12 protein-coding genes and 1 pseudogene are annotated in these 15,542 nt (G+C 58.6%); 4 read left to right on the plus strand and 9 right to left on the minus strand.

Going from position 1 to position 15,542, the window contains the following annotated elements; all coding sequences use genetic code 11:
* Nucleotides 1-43 precede the first annotated feature (43 nt).
* The 7 genes and pseudogenes from NKI22_RS15610 to NKI22_RS15640 form a co-directional block, all read right to left on the minus strand.
* On the minus strand, nucleotides 44-832 hold the full coding sequence (locus NKI22_RS15610) for an ABC transporter permease (protein ID WP_352494954.1): 789 nt from the start codon (nucleotides 830-832) through the stop codon (nucleotides 44-46).
* A gap of 3 nt (nucleotides 833-835) precedes the next feature.
* Nucleotides 836-1,747, minus strand: a complete 912-nt coding sequence (gene nodI / locus NKI22_RS15615) for a nodulation factor ABC transporter ATP-binding protein NodI (protein WP_023719311.1) — start codon at nucleotides 1,745-1,747, stop codon at nucleotides 836-838.
* 43 nt (nucleotides 1,748-1,790) lie between these two features.
* Nucleotides 1,791-2,036: pseudogene (locus NKI22_RS15620) on the minus strand (carbamoyltransferase N-terminal domain-containing protein); the annotation flags it as partial.
* A 35-nt stretch (nucleotides 2,037-2,071) separates the two neighbouring features.
* Nucleotides 2,072-2,668, minus strand: coding sequence for a nodulation methyltransferase NodS (gene nodS / locus NKI22_RS15625; RefSeq protein WP_031194123.1), 597 nt, complete (start codon nucleotides 2,666-2,668; stop codon nucleotides 2,072-2,074).
* 80 nt (nucleotides 2,669-2,748) lie between these two features.
* Nucleotides 2,749-4,074: a chitooligosaccharide synthase NodC gene (gene nodC / locus NKI22_RS15630; protein WP_352494955.1), complete on the minus strand. Its 1,326-nt coding sequence runs from the start codon at nucleotides 4,072-4,074 to the stop codon at nucleotides 2,749-2,751.
* A gap of 14 nt (nucleotides 4,075-4,088) precedes the next feature.
* Entirely contained in the window at nucleotides 4,089-4,748 is a 660-nt protein-coding gene (gene nodB, locus NKI22_RS15635) for a chitooligosaccharide deacetylase NodB (RefSeq protein WP_352457035.1), read from the minus strand.
* Nucleotides 4,745-5,338, minus strand: coding sequence for a NodA family N-acyltransferase (locus NKI22_RS15640; protein WP_023719307.1), 594 nt, complete (start codon nucleotides 5,336-5,338; stop codon nucleotides 4,745-4,747). The genes nodB and NKI22_RS15640 overlap by 4 nt, the downstream gene beginning before the upstream one ends.
* Before the next feature lie 269 nt (nucleotides 5,339-5,607).
* Here NKI22_RS15640 and NKI22_RS15645 point away from each other — a divergent pair, with 269 nt between their 5' ends.
* Nucleotides 5,608-6,537, plus strand: a complete 930-nt coding sequence (locus NKI22_RS15645; RefSeq protein ID WP_352958564.1) for a LysR family transcriptional regulator — start codon at nucleotides 5,608-5,610, stop codon at nucleotides 6,535-6,537.
* A 582-nt stretch (nucleotides 6,538-7,119) separates the two neighbouring features.
* Here NKI22_RS15645 and NKI22_RS15650 read toward each other — a convergent pair.
* Together NKI22_RS15650 and NKI22_RS15655 are read right to left on the minus strand one after the other, a co-directional pair.
* On the minus strand, nucleotides 7,120-8,151 hold the full coding sequence (locus NKI22_RS15650) for a LacI family DNA-binding transcriptional regulator (RefSeq protein WP_352937915.1): 1,032 nt from the start codon (nucleotides 8,149-8,151) through the stop codon (nucleotides 7,120-7,122).
* Between the two features lie 302 nt (nucleotides 8,152-8,453).
* Complete coding sequence (locus tag NKI22_RS15655) at nucleotides 8,454-9,782, minus strand: dicarboxylate/amino acid:cation symporter (protein WP_352715594.1); 1,329 nt, start codon at nucleotides 9,780-9,782, stop codon at nucleotides 8,454-8,456.
* A 964-nt stretch (nucleotides 9,783-10,746) separates the two neighbouring features.
* On the opposite strand from NKI22_RS15655, the gene nifA reads away from it, so the two are divergent.
* The 3 genes from nifA to NKI22_RS15670 all read left to right on the plus strand — a co-directional run bounded on the left by nifA (nucleotide 10,747) and on the right by NKI22_RS15670 (nucleotide 15,026).
* Nucleotides 10,747-12,519, plus strand: a complete 1,773-nt coding sequence (nifA, locus tag NKI22_RS15660; RefSeq protein ID WP_352811380.1) for a nif-specific transcriptional activator NifA — start codon at nucleotides 10,747-10,749, stop codon at nucleotides 12,517-12,519.
* A 235-nt stretch (nucleotides 12,520-12,754) separates the two neighbouring features.
* Nucleotides 12,755-13,894 carry a histidinol-phosphate transaminase gene (gene hisC / locus NKI22_RS15665; protein ID WP_352705412.1) on the plus strand — a complete coding sequence of 380 codons (1,140 nt, stop codon included), beginning with the start codon at nucleotides 12,755-12,757 and terminating at the stop codon, nucleotides 13,892-13,894.
* A gap of 91 nt (nucleotides 13,895-13,985) precedes the next feature.
* Entirely contained in the window at nucleotides 13,986-15,026 is a 1,041-nt protein-coding gene (locus NKI22_RS15670; RefSeq protein WP_352937921.1) for an LLM class flavin-dependent oxidoreductase, read from the plus strand.
* The last annotated feature ends 516 nt before the right edge of the window (nucleotides 15,027-15,542 follow it).

Genomic DNA, 15,542 nt, shown 5'->3' on the forward strand with positions numbered 1-15,542 from the left:
TGGGTATCGCCCAAAGAATCAATTTTACGAATGGTGAGTAGCGTCAACGCATCAGCCGACGACGAAATAGAGCAACCGATAGGAAGAACGGCAAAACCGTGTATATGCAAAGCGCGCCGATATGCAGGCCCATGCTGCCGGCCGGACGGCCAAGCATCGCCGGACGAATGAGGTCAATTGCATGTGCGAGCGGCAACAAGGAGGCGACGTCCTGAAAAGTGCCGGGCAATTGGTTGACCGGAAACATCGCGCCGCAAAGGAACAGCATGGGTGTTATAACAAGCGTATTATAAAATATGAAATATTCATAACTGGGCGCAAGCGCCGTGACGACCATCGCTAGACTCGCGAAGGCGAGGCCACTGAGAGCGATGACTGGCAGCAAGCAGAGGATGGATGGCCACGATGTGTAGCCGAGCGTGGTGGCAACAACAGTGATTGCTGTGCCCGCCATCAGGGCCTTGGTGGCTGCCCACGCCAATTCGCCGAGTAAGATATCGCCAAGCGTCAGCTGAGTGCATAACATTCCTTCCCAGGTGCGCTGGTTGTCCATGCGGCCGAAACTCCCGTAAACCGTTTCAGCAGTCGCCGATGCCATCGCGCTTGTGGCAACCATGCCAGCCGCGAGAAACGCAATGTACGACGTGCCCTCAATAGGACCTATCATTGTTCCGATGCCAAAGCCGAGACCGAACAGATAGATCATCGGATCGGCGAGGTTGCCGAGAACCGATGCAAGCCCGATTTTCTTCCATCCAAGATAGTTGCGGCGCCAAACCGCGACCCAATTCCACGCATTGGCGGGCATGGCCGCCGCATAACGTTCGCCCATTGTTCAGTCCTCCATCTCGCGCCCGGTTAGCCGCAAGAACACATCCTCGAGATTGGGGGGACGCTGCAGAAGGCGCAGACCCGCGCGCCCGCGTAGCTGCACCAGCACCTGCTCCGGATCGGGTGCATAGCAAAAAAGCGTCTCACCGCTCACCTCGATGCGCTGTGCGTACGGCCGGATCAGCGCACCCAGTTCATGCGGATTGCCGCCGTAGACCTCGACCACGTCACAGCCGATCTGCTCGTCAATGAGTGCGGACGGGCGGCCTTCGGCGATCTTGCGCCCCTCCTCCATAACGCACAGCCGATCGCACAGCCGCTCGGCCTCTTCCATGAAATGGGTAGTCAAAAGAATAGTCTTGCCCCGCGCCAGCAGCGATCGCAGCCGTTCCCAGATCAGGTGGCGGGCCTGCGGATCGAGGCCGGTGGTCGGCTCGTCCATCACCAGCAAGTGCGGGTCATTGATCAGCGCACGCGCGAGCGTCAGGCGCCGCTTCATGCCGCCGGACAGTTCGGCGACGCGCGCATCCGCTTTGTTCTCGAGGCGGGCGAACTCAAGCAGCGATGGTATGACCGCTTCGATCTGGCGTCTGCTCATCCGGAAGTAGCGCCCGAACACCAACAGGTTCTCGCGTACAGTGAACGCGGTATCAAGATTGTCGAACTGCGGGACCACGCCGATGCGCATACGTGCCAAACGCGCGCGCGCCGGCACTGGAGCGCCGAGCACAGTAATCTTCCCCGCATCAGGCGATGTCATGCCGAGGACCATACGCGCAATCGTGCTTTTGCCCGCACCGTTCGGTCCCAGGAGCCCGAAGCATTCCCCCGCCGCAACGCGGAACGACAGTCTGTCGACAACGAGCTTGTCATAAGTTTTGCTTACGTCAGTAAGATCGATCGCTACCATGGACATGGGTTCATTTTACCGAGAGGGACGCCAAGACTGGCGGTTGCTTGGTTGCCTGCCGGACCTGAAACTGTGACTCGTCTTCGCCATCCCAGCCGTCGATAACGAACTGATCGACATCACAAGGATTTAGCCCCTGTTCCGCCAAAGCGGCGACAATTGCGTCGAGATTATCGATGGTTTGATAACGCGGATTGTTGTGCCGCTTTTCCTGCTCAACGCAGAAGACGAGCCGTCCATCCTCGACAAGGGCGATCGCCCCATCATGGGTCAGCTTGGTACCACAGATGCGCATAGTGTCTCCACGTTAACGGCGATAGATTCGATTGATCAGGAAGCGGAAAGCGGGTTCCGGAAACGGACGAGCAAGCAGTCTTCGTTGACCGACTCGCCCCGACACTCAAGACGCTCTACCTCGATCAACGTTTCGTTCAGCATGGCGATGACCGGCTCAGCACCAGCGGCGTGACCCCAGCGACGGCAATTAGCATCCCTTGCCGATCCGAAGATCAGATGCCCGCCTGGCGCAAGCACCCGCACCAGGTTTTTGACGGCCGCGCGCATCTCGGCTATGTCTTCGAGGTAGTATAGGACCTCCGCCACAACGATCAGGTCAAACAACTCGTCGGTCGAAAACTGTTGAACATCGGAGACTATCCAGTTGATGCGCGACGGCTCCTTTATCCGTTGACGTGCTCGAGCAATCGCTTGCGCCACGACATCGATGACGGTGAGCCCTTGGCAGTTGGGAGCTAATTTTTCCGTGAATGCGCCGGCAGCGCACCCGACTTCGAGGGCATTTGTAATGGAGCCTTGGGCAAGCGCCAGCTGGAGCATTTGCGTGTGGCGCTCCCGCTCGAACGGATTGCCGTCGAGGCGCCACGGATCGTCTGCGGCCAATTCCCGATCGAGCAACTGATGATTCATGTTCTGGGTCAAACTCGTCCACCTCTCGTCCACCTAGGTAATTAGCGATCACTCGTCGCCGCAGATGTTGCTCGACAGCGCTAATCCCGAAGAATCCGCGCAAGATTGAGCCTGCGAAGCGGAGCCGCATGCGGTGAGAATTCTGCCCTGCTTGATCCAGTGATCGGAGTTTGGGTGGGGGCCTGTTTTCCCCCAGTGTTCGATGTAGGGACAGCAGAGCTTCGCGACAGCCAATCGCTATTGCTCAATGTACACAGCGCGTAGGCCTTCAAGGGAAGTAAGAGAAAGATGTTGATGAACGTGTGCAGGGAAAAGCCCAGAAATCGAAACTGTCGAGCACGAAATGCTACCACGCTGCATCGGAGCATGGTCATGGACACAATCATCAGTCCTGTCCACCAAGGCACAGTGCCTGTCAGTGCGAAATGTGCGAGGCCCGTTAGTACCGATAGGGCGAGGAGTAGCGGCCCGAGATTCTGTCCGACCACGTCCAACGTGAGATAGCTATTGAGGCCGGGCAGCAAGCGCAGCCCAAGCAGCGTGTCCCGGAATGTGCTTCGTGCCCAACGGAGTTGTTGGCGCAGATACGGTCCGAGTCTGTTCGGAACGACTGTGGCCGCGATGGCGCCCGGAACGTACTCGGTTCGAAAGCCTGCTTTCAGCATGAGGATAGTGAGATGGCGATCCTCCCCGAAGTCGCTTGGCTTGCCCCGAAAAAATTGCGACTCGTACTGGTCCAGTAACAAAAGGAGCGCAGACCGGCGGTACATGGCACATGGGCCGCAACAGCACATAACGGCACCGAAGCGAGCCTGTGCCGCGCGCTCCTCGTTGCAAGCCAGCCAGTACTCCATGTCTATCAGCCTTGTCAGCCAGCTCTCGCTCCGGTTACTGGCAATCAACTGACCCATGACTGCGCCGACCGCTGGATCTCGCATCTTCGGTACAAGCTTGGTGATGACGTCGGGCGCGAGTATCGTGTCTGAATCAACGTTAAGCACCAAATCCCCGGATGAGCGGCGTATCGCGGCGATCTGCGCCTTGCGCTTTCCAACATTCTCGGGAAGCAAAATGATGTCGAACCTAGGGTCGCGCGCGTAGGTTTCGTGGACAGTTCCTACGGCTTCGCGATTTCCAGAACCGTCATCAACCACATAGACCCGAAGTCTTCCGGCGTATTCTTGGTCTGCAATGGACGCCAGGCACTCTGAAAGCGTGCGCGGATCCTCGTTGAAGCAGGGGACGATGACATCCACGCTGGGCAGTTGATCGGAGCCGACGAGATCCTCCAACGCCGATGAGTCGTTTGTCGGCAGAGCATAAATCCCCTGCATGCTCTTATAAGCAGTCGAGAGCAGTGCATAAAGCGAAATGGCCACAGTGCTGGTTGTACCAAGAAGAGTCATGGGATCTCGTTTGTTCAGTGATGTTGAGGAAGTGAGCGGATTACAAATCCGCGCTCATGAAGTGCTGGAATCAGCCGGGACAGCGCCGTGACCGTCTGGTCGCGCAGACCGGCGTGAGCGCCCTGGCTCAACTCGCCGGGAGGGCATCCGTCGTGCAAGAGTACGATTGCGCCCGGCCGGACAGAGGCGAGCACGGTATCGATAATCGCGTCGACCCCAGGGCGAGACCAATCTCGAGGGTCGACGGACCAATGGAGGGCCGTCAGCCCGGCGATCTGTGACGCTGTGAAGACTTCTTCGCTCCAGGCCCCGTAGGGCGCGCGAATATAGCGCACCGAGGCCTGAGGGCACGCCCTCATGATGGCGCCGTTCGCTTCAAAGATCTCACGTTGCACTTCGCCGAAGCCGCATTTGTACAGATCCGGATGAGTCATCGTGTGGTTGCCTAGCTCGTGCCCTTCTGCAAACATTCGTTGGATTAGATCCGGGTGCTCTAAGGCGTAGGCGCCGATGACGAAGAAAGTCGCCGGCACCCGCTGCTCTGCCAACACATCCAGAATCTCCGGTGTGAAAAGTGGATTGGGACCGTCGTCAAACGTCAGATAAACGCTGCGACGGCCGGTGCCGTCAGAGCACTCACGGCGCACTTCGTACAAGCAATCGGGACGGCTCATAGCTCTGGTCCGTTCCGATCGATCATCGTGCCCGTGGGCCATTCGCTGATCGGCCGTCCAACTGCCAGAACAATGGTGAGTGCGTCATCGATGCGTGTGGGCGGCAGGTCGAGGCGCGCCTCTGGTCGGGTGGAGCGCACGCGAATTCCCGACAAAACGGCCAAAGGGCTGTATCGCCGCCCGAACCTCTCAACATGATTCCGCAGCGCGTCCCGGACGGTTCCGAAAGCGAATGGAACGCCAAGCTCCTGCAGTATTGGAAGCATGATATGGATTGAATGGGCGATTCCGAGACCCTCAAGATCCGGACGTACCCCGTACAGGCCCAGCTCAGCCACCAACAGATCGACCGCGTCAACCTTGATGAAACGGCGCAGTATGCCCATGTGAGCCGCTACACCGCTCGAATCATAGGCGATTGCGCGGAGTTCAGGCCTGGCTCCGGCCCAGCTTCGACTACCTTCGAACGGTTCTGCGTTGGACGCCCCAGTCGGCCCGTAGGTATTACGAAAGAACTGGGCGAGCTCGACGTGGTCCGAGAGCTGCAACTCGTTTTCCCAGCACAATTTCCACTGCACCTGAGGGCGCATTCAGGACCTCTCTTCAAAATAGTTTCTTGCGGGCCGCATTACCCGGCCAAAGCGGCGGCGTTGTTGGCTGCACTCAACCGTTGTCGTTAGCGACGGTGAGCCAGCCGGTGGGGGCTCGCCAATGAGCTCTCTCGATGTTCCCGCCCGTGTGGCGGCGCCGTCGATTTGAGCTTGACGTCGGTCATTTACGTTCCTCTAATGCATGGTTCGTAAATTCGTAAAATTGATTGTTTAGATGATGCCCATCCACACGCTGGATAGATCAGGATATGCGGTTTAAGGGGCTGGATCTGAATCTCCTCGTTGTGCTGGACGCTCTGATCAGGGAGCGTAAAGTCACTGCCGCGGCCAACAGTATTAACCTGAGCCAGCCGGCCATGAGCGCCGCCGTCGCTCGGTTACGCGCCTACTTCAGCAATGAGCTATTTACGATGAACGGCCGCGAGCTCATTTTGACACCGCGCGCGGAGGGGCTTGCCCCAGCAGTCCGGGACGCATTGCTGCACATCCAGCTATCGATTATTTCCTCCGACGCCTTTAACCCAGTCCAATCGGATCGTCTCTTCCGAATCATGCTTTCCGATTACCTCACGCTCGTGCTTTTTAAGAGGATCGTAGAGCGTACTGCGCGGGAAGCTCCCGCCGTCCGCTTCGAATGTCTGCCTATTTGCGACGACCCCGAGGAGCTTCTCCGGCGCGGCGACGTTGATTTTCTGATTATGCCGGAAGTGTTCATGTCGAAACATCCTCGCGCAGCCCTGTTCGAAGATATGCTCGTATGCGTAGGCTGCGGCACGAACAAGCAGCTGTCAGAGCCACTTACATTCGAGCGATACTTGTCGATGGGGCATGTCGTGCTCAAATTCAGGCACACCCGGCAGCCCACCATGGAGGAGTGGTATTTGCTCGAGCACGGTTTCGAGAGACGTATCGAGGTCGTCGTACAGGGCTTTAGCCTGATCGCGCCCGTCCTATCAGGCACCAACCGCATCGGGACCATGCCCTTACGGCTGGCGCAGCATTTCGCAAAAACAACACCCCTGCGGATTGTCGGACTTCCGCCGCCACTTCCTCATCCCGCATTCACGGAGGCCGTCCAATGGCCCGCGCTTCACAATACTGATCCGGCAAGCCTGTGGATGCGGGAAATGATGTTGCAGGAGGCATCTCGCCTGGCGCCTTTGCTTGAAAGCTATTGAGCGTCTCGGGCTTCCTGGAGGCGGTCGCGATCGCGTAGGAGCGGTTGCCATTCGGGCGTCAGGCCTTTGGCTCGGCAGAGCGGCGCAGTTCCTTGCTGAGTACGAGGGCCAGGAACGAGCAGAACACATGCCCGGGTTGGTGCTGAGTTGACTGCCGCCTCCGATTTCGCGTGCGAAGTCCCAGAAGATGTCTAGCCCCACTCAAATGCCAACTTTGCCGGCCTTACCGGGGCTTTTCACGCGCGGCCAGGCGAGGAGATGCCGGTCGACGAGGTCAATCCCAATGGACTGTGCCGGCCTCGCTCGGCTACTGGCGTGAGGCATCCTTGACGACACCGCCCTGCACCGACAACGTCGAGATGTTGGCAATGAAGCCGGTCGCGATTGACGCTGCGGATGTAGGCAATTTACCTCGCGCTTCCGCCTGAACGCGTGGCCGATCCGTTCACCCAATTGGCGCTTCATCCTGGGCCGCGGCTGAGGCCTGTGGGGGTGCGGCTACCCCGCGTGGATGGGATCATCAATCAACTTTCTCTCATTTATGAAAGGAAACTTCCCCGCTTACGATAGAAGCCATCAGTTTCATATATTTTCCGGCAGATGAATGTCGAACGGCAGAAATGTCTGTCCTGGTGTTTCAGCAGTGCCGGTCTCGATAGCCCGCGTCATCAGCGTTATCAGCTCCTGGGAAAGCCGGCGCATTGGCGTGGCGACCGCCATCGTGATGATGTTATCAGCGAGTGCCGCCCGAGATTCCGGCGTGATTTCATTCACGATCGCGACGAGATCGCGACTTTTACCCTCTTCCCGGACCGCGGAGATGGCGCCCTCCATGCCGCCCCCGGCGACATAGAAGCCGACGAGCTCGGGTTCCCGCTGCATGAGATCAAGCGTTGCCTCGTAGGTGACCTGCCGTTTCTCCAGGTTCACAAGCGGATCGAGCACCTCGAACGTCGGCGCGTTCTCACGGCAATAGGAGCGAAAGCCGACGTCACGGAGCTCGTGCCCCTGGAAACGATGGCTACCGACAAACACCGCCACCTTGCCGGGCCGTTTTGCGACCTTGGACACCATCCAAGCGGCCGTGCGCCCCACCTTGCGGTTGTTGAGGCCGATATAGCCCTGTCGCACGCCGGCGGCGAAGTCGGAAAGCAGCGAGAAAACCGGAATGCCTTTGGCCTTGAGGTCCTCAACCGCTGTCGTAATTTTTGGGTGGTCCGGTGCCACCATCGCGATCGCATGGCAGCGTGCGCCCAAATCCTTGAGCGGTGCGATTAGGTCGCTCGGCATATGTGACGGGGCGAATTGGATGAGCGGAATGCCGTGGAAGGACTGGGCCAAATTGACCGACGCTTCGACCTCGCGCGCAAAGTCTTGGTAGAAATGCTGGGCCGGTTTTCTCAAGATGAAGCCCAGACGGTAGCACGGTAGGTCTCGCCGCAAGCGCTGCTTGATGAGCCCGGCAGCATGATAGCCGATCGCGTGGGCGGCGTCGTGGACCCGCCGCGCGGTCTCCTCGCGCACCGGATGGCGGGCGTTCAGAACCCGATCGACCGTTGCTACGCTGACTCGGGATTCGCGGGCGAGATCGGCAATTGTGGGGCGCTTGGTCATGGGTCCTATTCTGATTGGTTTTTGACGCAGGCTGGCTCTCTGTCACCTAGCGCGATTCGACAATGGTTTCGGGTGGGCAAAGTGAAGACGCCCGCATACTGAATGATCGACAGCGTATTGGACTACTCCAGACGTAGACCGGCCGGGTATAACGGAAGGTTCATTCGCTTAGGGCGGCGATGATTTGCACTCACACATTTAGCGCTTCTGATACATGGTTCGTGAGGCGCCGTTTAGAGCCTGCGAGTCGATCGTTCAGGTCATGTGACCAGCTTGCCGAAACCGGTCGCGATGCGTCGACCTTACTCGGCGGAGGATAGCCGGTTTGATGCCTCGGCAAGCTGATTACCGCAGAAGGCGGCTTTCATCTGCGCTTGGTCCAATTCTCCTTCCCAGCGGGCGACGACGAGGGATGCCACTGCGTTACCAACGCAATTAGTCAACGCCCGACATTCGGACATGAAGCGGTCGATGCCGAGTATCAGTGCCATCCCAGCAACGGGAACACTCGGAACTACGGCGAGCGTAGCAGCCAGGGTGATGAAGCCCGCACCTGTGACACCTGCAGCGCCCTTGGAGGAAAGCATCGCAACGAGCAGCAGCAGCACCTGATCGCCGATTGACAGGTCCGTGTTCGTCGCCTGCGCGATGAAGAGGGCCGCCAGGGTCATGTAGATATTCGTGCCGTCCAGATTGAACGAATATCCGGCCGGGATGACGAGACCCACAACCGAACGCCTGGCGCCCGCCTTCTCCATCTTCTGCATGAGCGAGGGGAGCGCGGCCTCCGAGGAGGACGTTGCGAGCACAAGCAGCAGCTCTTCCTTGATGTAGCGAATGAGAGAAAAGATCGAAAAGCCGTTGTAGCGGCAGACCGCGCCGAGAATCCCGAACACGAAAAGAAAGGCGGTGAAATAGAACGTCGCGACCAGCATCGCGAGGTTCACGACCGAACCGATGCCATATTTGCCGATCGTGAAGGCCATTGCGCCGAAAGCGCCGATCGGCGCGGCCTTCATCAGAATGCCAACGAGCTTGAAGACAGGCGCGATGAGCGCCTGAAGGAAGGAGACGACAGGCTTGCCCGTCTCTCCGGCCGTTGCCAGCGCCATGCCGAACAGAACCGAGAAGAACAGGACCTGCAGGATGTCGCCTTCCGCGAAGGCACCGACAATCGTTGGCGGGATGATGTTCATCAGGAAGCCGGTGACCGACTGCTCGTGGGCCTTTGCGGCATAGGTATTCACGGCCTGGACATCGAGCGAGGTCGGATCGATGTTGAGGCCGGTGCCAGGCTGGACGACATTGGCGACGATGAGGCCGACGATCAGCGCGAGCGTCGAGAAGGTGAGGAAATAGACCATTGCCTTGCCGGCGACCCGGCCGACCTTGTGAAGATCGTTCATGCCGGCAATGCCGGTCGCAATTGTCAGGAAGATGACAGGCGCGATGATCATCTTGACCAGCTTGATGAAGGCATCACCCAGCGGCTTCAGGCTCTCGCCGGTCCCCGGATAGAAATAGCCAATTGCGACGCCGAGGGCGATGGCGGCAAGCACCTGCGCGTAAAGCTTGGCATAGAAGGGTTTGCGGGGCGCGGGACTCGCGCCGCGGACTTGTGCAGCTGACACTGTTTCTCTCTCCCTGATCGAGGTGGCGTGACTTCTCCCGGGCTTCTCCCTATCGCGGCGCTCCGGTCGAACGCTGCACCAACGCCGCCGCAATACCCATGCCAAATGGATCCGCATGACCTGAACTGACGTTGGGCTCGCCAATGATCGGATGCGGTGGCACAAGACGGGAATGACAAGGCCGCCGTCCAGCACGCGCTTGATGTTCTCCGGCAGATTGCCGGTCGATCTCCCTGGCTTGCGGTTTTGCTGCACATCGTGGTGGGCTCCTCGGTTTGCCGACTTTGGGAAGGGCCGCATCGCTGGCACCAGAGCGGAGAATTGCCGTGTTCTTTGCCGCGCTCCCGCTGCAGCGACAGCTTGAAAGCGACGTCGAGACGTAGGGATTGACGCCGCTGGTGCTGACCGCGACGATGCGGTTCAGAAGTTCCGAGCACCGCCGAGAAAGCCGCGCTCGACCGCCAGCTTCGCGCCTTCACACGCGACGCCGCCGCCTTATCTGCGTCATCAATATCGAGGAAATGGCGATTATCGCTCCCGCCCCTGGTTCGCAGGCGCTGGTGAATGGCACGGCCCGGCAATTTATACTCGGCGCGGTCAGCCGCTCGGGCACCGCATCGCCGGCGCCGTATTTCTGTCGTTCAACATCGCCGACAAAAATTAGAACTGATGAATTCTATCATAGGCCGCGAGGTTTCCTTTCACGAATGAAAGAAAGCTGGATTGACTATCCCGCCTCGCTCCAGTCTTTTGAAAATCAACGTGTGGTTGCCCCCGTGCAAGCCGAGAACGTGGCCAAGCTTCGTGGAGGGAGAGCCAAGCGATGCGTCAGGGGTCGACCCGCTTTGCACTCGACCACACGGCGGTGGCACGAGTTCACGTCAGAGCATTTTCGCGCTTGCCCGCGACGTCGCGGGCGCACATGCCGCCGGCATGCATTTCATGGCGCGAGATCGAGGATCATATGCACCACAACATTCCCAAATCAGAACAAAATGCCAGCGAGTGCCGCATTTCGCTTCCGGATGCGAAAAGGGCTTACCCAAAGTCCGAGATGAACACCGCGGTCCCTTTTGTGCCATCGCATGAGCACGCGCTTACCGGCATCTTCGAAATATCGAAAGTACTCACCGACCCCGCCCGGCTCGAAGTCACGTTGGCCAAGGTCGTCGATCTCCTGCCCTCGTTTGTGCAGATGCGGCACGGCATCATCGCTCTCTTCGACGCTGAGGGCGTACTGGACATCACCGTAGTCACCGGCTGCGACGAGAACAGCGATGAGCGCTCCCGGATGCGCCTGCCGCGCAAGGCAATCGATCTGATTGTGACGACGGACACGCCGCTCGTCGCCGAGAACATAGCGGTGCATTCGGCCTTCACTGCCGCTGACGTAGAGGTGCTTGGGGCCTCCGACACCGTGTCCTTCATCGGCGTTCCCATTCGTATTGATGGGAACGCCGTAGGCACGCTGACTATCGACCGCGCCTTGGACAGCAGGTCAACGTATCGGCTCGATTATGATGTCCGGCTGCTCACCATGATAGCCAACATGGTGGGACAGACAGTCAAGTTGCACCGCTTCTCCGCGGGCGACCGCGAACGACCGACGGAGGTGGAAGATCGGCTGCAAACGCAATTCTCTGATGTCAAGCACCCTGCACCGCAGCGCAAGAAGGTTCACGTCAAGGGAATGATTGGCGATAGTCCGGCGCTAAGCGCGCTGCTCGAGAAGATCGCAGTGGTAGCTAAGGCAAAGACCACGGTTCTGTTGCGAGGCGAATCCGGTACCGGGAAGGAGCTGGTCGCCAAGGCAATTCACGAGTTGTCGCCGCGCGCCAAGCGGCCCTTCATCAAACTCAATTGTGCAGCGCTGCCAGAGACAGTCCTGGAATCCGAATTGTTCGGTCATGAGAAGGGTGCCTTCACAAGCGCGTTCAATTCCCGCAAGGGCCGCTTTGAGCTCGCCGACAAGGGGACGTTGTTTCTGGATGAGATCGGCGAGATCTCGGCCTCCTTCCAGGCAAAGCTACTGCGCGTCCTGCAGGAGCAGGAGTTTGAGCGCGTCGGCAGCAACCAGACCATCAAGGTCGACGTTCGCGTGATTGCCGCCACGAACAGGAACCTTGAAGAGGCGGTTGCAAGGAATGAGTTCCGCGCCGACCTATATTATCGCATCAACGTGGTTCCCTTGCTGGTGCCGGCGTTACGCCAAAGGCGCAGCGATATTCCGCTCCTCGCAGCTGAGTTTCTCAAGAATTTCAACGATGAGAACGGCCGTACGCTGACCTTCGATCCGCGTGCGATTGAAGTACTGATGAAATGTGAATTTCCCGGCAACATTCGCGAGCTTGAAAATTGCGTGCACCGGACAGCGATCCTGGCGGAGGGACTATCAATCGGGAGAAACGACTTTGCGTGCTCCCACGACCAGTGCTTTGCCGAGGCGCTGCGGAAGAGCAGATCGGGCAAGGCCGCGCTGCAACCAGCGCCAATCCTGCCAGAGGCAGTGAATCCGGCCACGCCTCCGGATGCGGCCGCTCGTTCGGCCGCCACCACAGTCCCGCCTGCCGGAGCAACCCACTCATTGGGCGCGAGGACCACCGACGCCGAGCGCGTCATTGCTGCCATGGAAAGATGTGGCTGGGTGCAGGCAAAGGCGGCGCGCCTGCTTGGACTGACCCCGCGCCAGATTGGCTACGTGCTGAGGAAATACGGCATCGAGGTCAAGCGTCTGTGAAAGCATGATTCAGGCGGATTAGCTGAGACCGCTTAGCGGCTTGGCCCGCGCAGGGATGCAGGTCCGCGTCCGCGTCAAGTCGATCCGACCGAGGACAGCCTGGCCGAATTCCCGTGGCAGCCGGCGTTGCGACCATCTTGTGAAAGGCGACGCTGCCATCGTCAATCCGTCCGCCATGTTGCTCTCGTTGCGAGCTCATACGGATGAACCTGTGCGACTGAAACGGAGATAAAATATGTCCGATGCAAAACTGCAAGCTGTGCTTTCGTCTCTTCCGCAAGGGACGCGACAGTTAGATGCTCTGCCGTCCAACGGACCAGCGCCGGACAGAAGTTTTGTCAAGCTGAATACGAATGAGAACCCGTTTCCGTTGCCGCCAATCATAATGCAAAGTGCAGTGGCGGCCCTCAATCGCCAGTATCTGTATCCGGACGACGATAACATCAGCTTGAGGGAAGCAGCGTCCAATACCTATGGCGTATCCACGGATCAGGTCATCGCAGGCAACGGGTCGTCTGAACTGCTCGGACTCATCTACAGAGCTTTCCTCGCCCCTGGCGACAAGGTGGCGATGATATCGCCAGGGTTTTCGTTCAACCGCAAACTTGCCATGTTGCATGGTGCTGAGTTTCTCGAGATCGGATGTCAAACTCATTCGCTGCCAATGGAGCAATTGCTCTCCGGTCCGGCAAAAGACGCCAAGTTCATTCTAGTGGCCAATCCAAACAATCCGACCGGAACATTCCTCTCGATAAGCAATATCGAACGCCTCGTGTCACAATCGGATCGCCTGGTCGTCCTTGATGAGGCCTACGTCGACTTTGCACCCGATCACGGGCTGCGCCTCATCAACCGTTATTCGAACCTTCTGATCTTGAGAACATTTTCGAAGAGCTATGCCGCCGCCGGCATTCGCGTCGGTTTCGGTCTCGGTCACCCTGAGATTATTGGCAGGCTGCGCAACATCCAGAACGTCTTCAACATGAACGTGATCGGGCATGCGGTTGGTATCAGCGTGCTTGCGCATCGCGGCGCCTACGCAGAGAACCACAAGCACATCAGACATGAACGACAGCGAGTGACAGCCGCACTGTCGCAACTTGGATTTTCCGTAACGCCCTCCCACGCAAATTTCTTGCTAGCCCGTGTGCCAGCGGGACAGGACGGCTCATGGTGGCAAGCAGCCTTGGAAAGGCAAAAGATACTCGTTGCCTACTTTCCGGACAATGGTTTGGAACATTGCATCCGCGTCAGCATCGGCACAAAAGAGCAATTGGATGCATTTCTTGCTGCCGCTCGCGATATAGTTGGAAGCTTAAACATACCAAGCACTACGGGCAGGGGAGCGTCAGGCTCTGCGTGTTCGGTACGCTGACGCTAATCCGAGATCACACACTGCTATCTTTCGACTTGCTTGGTCATCCCAGCAAGAGAACAGCCTGCCTTAAAATCGGGGACAATATCGAGTGACAAACGTCTTTCCTTCAAACCTAGCCTTCGGCATCTTCGATCATCTGGACGAGGACGGCCGCGATATCGCCCGGCAGTACGAAGATCGCCTGATATTAGCAGAGGCGTGCGATCAGCTAGGGTTCTATGCCTATCATCTCGCAGAGCACCACTGTACCCCCCATGGGAGAGGTCCATCGCCGAATCTGTTCTTATCGAGCGTCGCCCAGCGCACCCGGCGCCTGCGTCTCGGACCCTTGGTGATGCTGCTTGCGCTTTATCATCCGCTGCGTGCGTTCGAAGAGATCTGTATGCTGGACCAGTTGAGCGGTGGCAGGCTCGAACTGGGCATAGGGCGCGGTGCTCTCCCGATCGAATTGGGTTACTTCGGGATTGGTGCGGACGCGGTGCCGGGCCGCTATGCGGAAGCCAGCGAAATTCTTGTTGAAATACTTGTTAATGCCATGAAGGTTGGCACGCTGTGCTATCAAGGCCGCCATTTTGAGCTCAATGACGTTCCTTTGACGCTAAGACCTCATCAGCGTCCACATCCGCCGACATGGGTCGCCGCCAATCGACCCGAGTCCGCAGCCTGGGCCGCTGCGAATGGAGCAAATATCGCGTGTGTAGGACCTTCCTCTTCTGTTCGCAAAACTACTGATGCGTTCCGCGCCTATCGAGAGGACAACACTGACACCGGCGATCGAGCGCCATTTATTGGATTGCTCCGCATGGTCGTGGTTGGGCGTTGTGACACACATGCCTATTCGCTCGCGGCACCTGCTTACGAACGATGGCTCAAGAGCTTCCAATTCCTTTACGAGCTTAACGCTATCCCCACTCCACCAAACCTGCCGCTGACCTTCGATGCGGCAGTCGAGAGTGAATTGTGCGTGGTAGGATCAGCAGCGTCTGTGCGAGAAGCTCTGCTTGGTCAGTTGGAAGAGGCAGGTGCCAACTACCTTCTTTGTCAACTGGCATTTGGGAATCTGCCGCTAGACGCTTCCCTATACACCGCGACGACCATTCAATCCGAAATCATGGCTCGAGTTGGCTGACCAGGCAATTTTCGGAAGGTAAAAATAGCAGCGCTCCCTGGCATCCACGTGCTCGAGCGTGCACGTGGTGGAGACGGCAAGATCGGGACGGAGGCCAAACTGACGCACGAGCGGCAGCACAGATTGCCGTGTTTGTGCGTTGGCTGGCGTCTAGGCTCCGTGTGAGCCTGCACGATCCTAAGGAGATGATGGCCGAGCGCGTCACGGTGCCGGCACGCGTCTGCTCGTCGCGCTCGCGCTAGTCGTTGCACATAGCCCGCCGCAGAGGTTCTTCTCGCCCGGGGCGGCGCCGGTGCGGCGCCCAGATCCAGCTTCATCAGCGGCTCGGCGGTAGCAAAGCCGTCACTCGCTACGGCGCTGTTGAGGGCGCGCTCGCGAGCGGGTTTGCTACGCCGAGGGACACCACCTGGAGCGAGTTCGCCCGATGCCGCGGGGTGCACCGCGGTCGGGATAACGATGCTGAAGGAAATCGTTCGCAGCCGGTCTTCACGATCTGCGCGAGTGCTTTGCATGAAT

The sequence above is a fragment of the Mesorhizobium sp. M0778 genome, assembly GCF_040320105.1.
Lineage (GTDB): Bacteria > Pseudomonadota > Alphaproteobacteria > Rhizobiales > Rhizobiaceae > Mesorhizobium.

Coding starts and splice junctions, on each gene's coding strand:
- NKI22_RS15610 (WP_352494954.1), bottom strand. CDS start 832: ATGGGCGAACGTTATGCGGCGGCCATGCCCGCCAATGCGTGGAATTGG.
- nodI (WP_023719311.1), bottom strand. CDS start 1,747: ATGTCCATGGTAGCGATCGATCTTACTGACGTAAGCAAAACTTATGAC.
- nodS (WP_031194123.1), bottom strand. CDS start 2,668: ATGAATCATCAGTTGCTCGATCGGGAATTGGCCGCAGACGATCCGTGG.
- nodC (WP_352494955.1), bottom strand. CDS start 4,074: ATGACTCTTCTTGGTACAACCAGCACTGTGGCCATTTCGCTTTATGCA.
- nodB (WP_352457035.1), bottom strand. CDS start 4,748: ATGAGCCGTCCCGATTGCTTGTACGAAGTGCGCCGTGAGTGCTCTGAC.
- NKI22_RS15640 (WP_023719307.1), bottom strand. CDS start 5,338: ATGCGCCCTCAGGTGCAGTGGAAATTGTGCTGGGAAAACGAGTTGCAG.
- NKI22_RS15645 (WP_352958564.1), top strand. CDS start 5,608: ATGCGGTTTAAGGGGCTGGATCTGAATCTCCTCGTTGTGCTGGACGCT.
- NKI22_RS15650 (WP_352937915.1), bottom strand. CDS start 8,151: ATGACCAAGCGCCCCACAATTGCCGATCTCGCCCGCGAATCCCGAGTC.
- nifA (WP_352811380.1), top strand. CDS start 10,747: ATGCACCACAACATTCCCAAATCAGAACAAAATGCCAGCGAGTGCCGC.
- hisC (WP_352705412.1), top strand. CDS start 12,755: ATGTCCGATGCAAAACTGCAAGCTGTGCTTTCGTCTCTTCCGCAAGGG.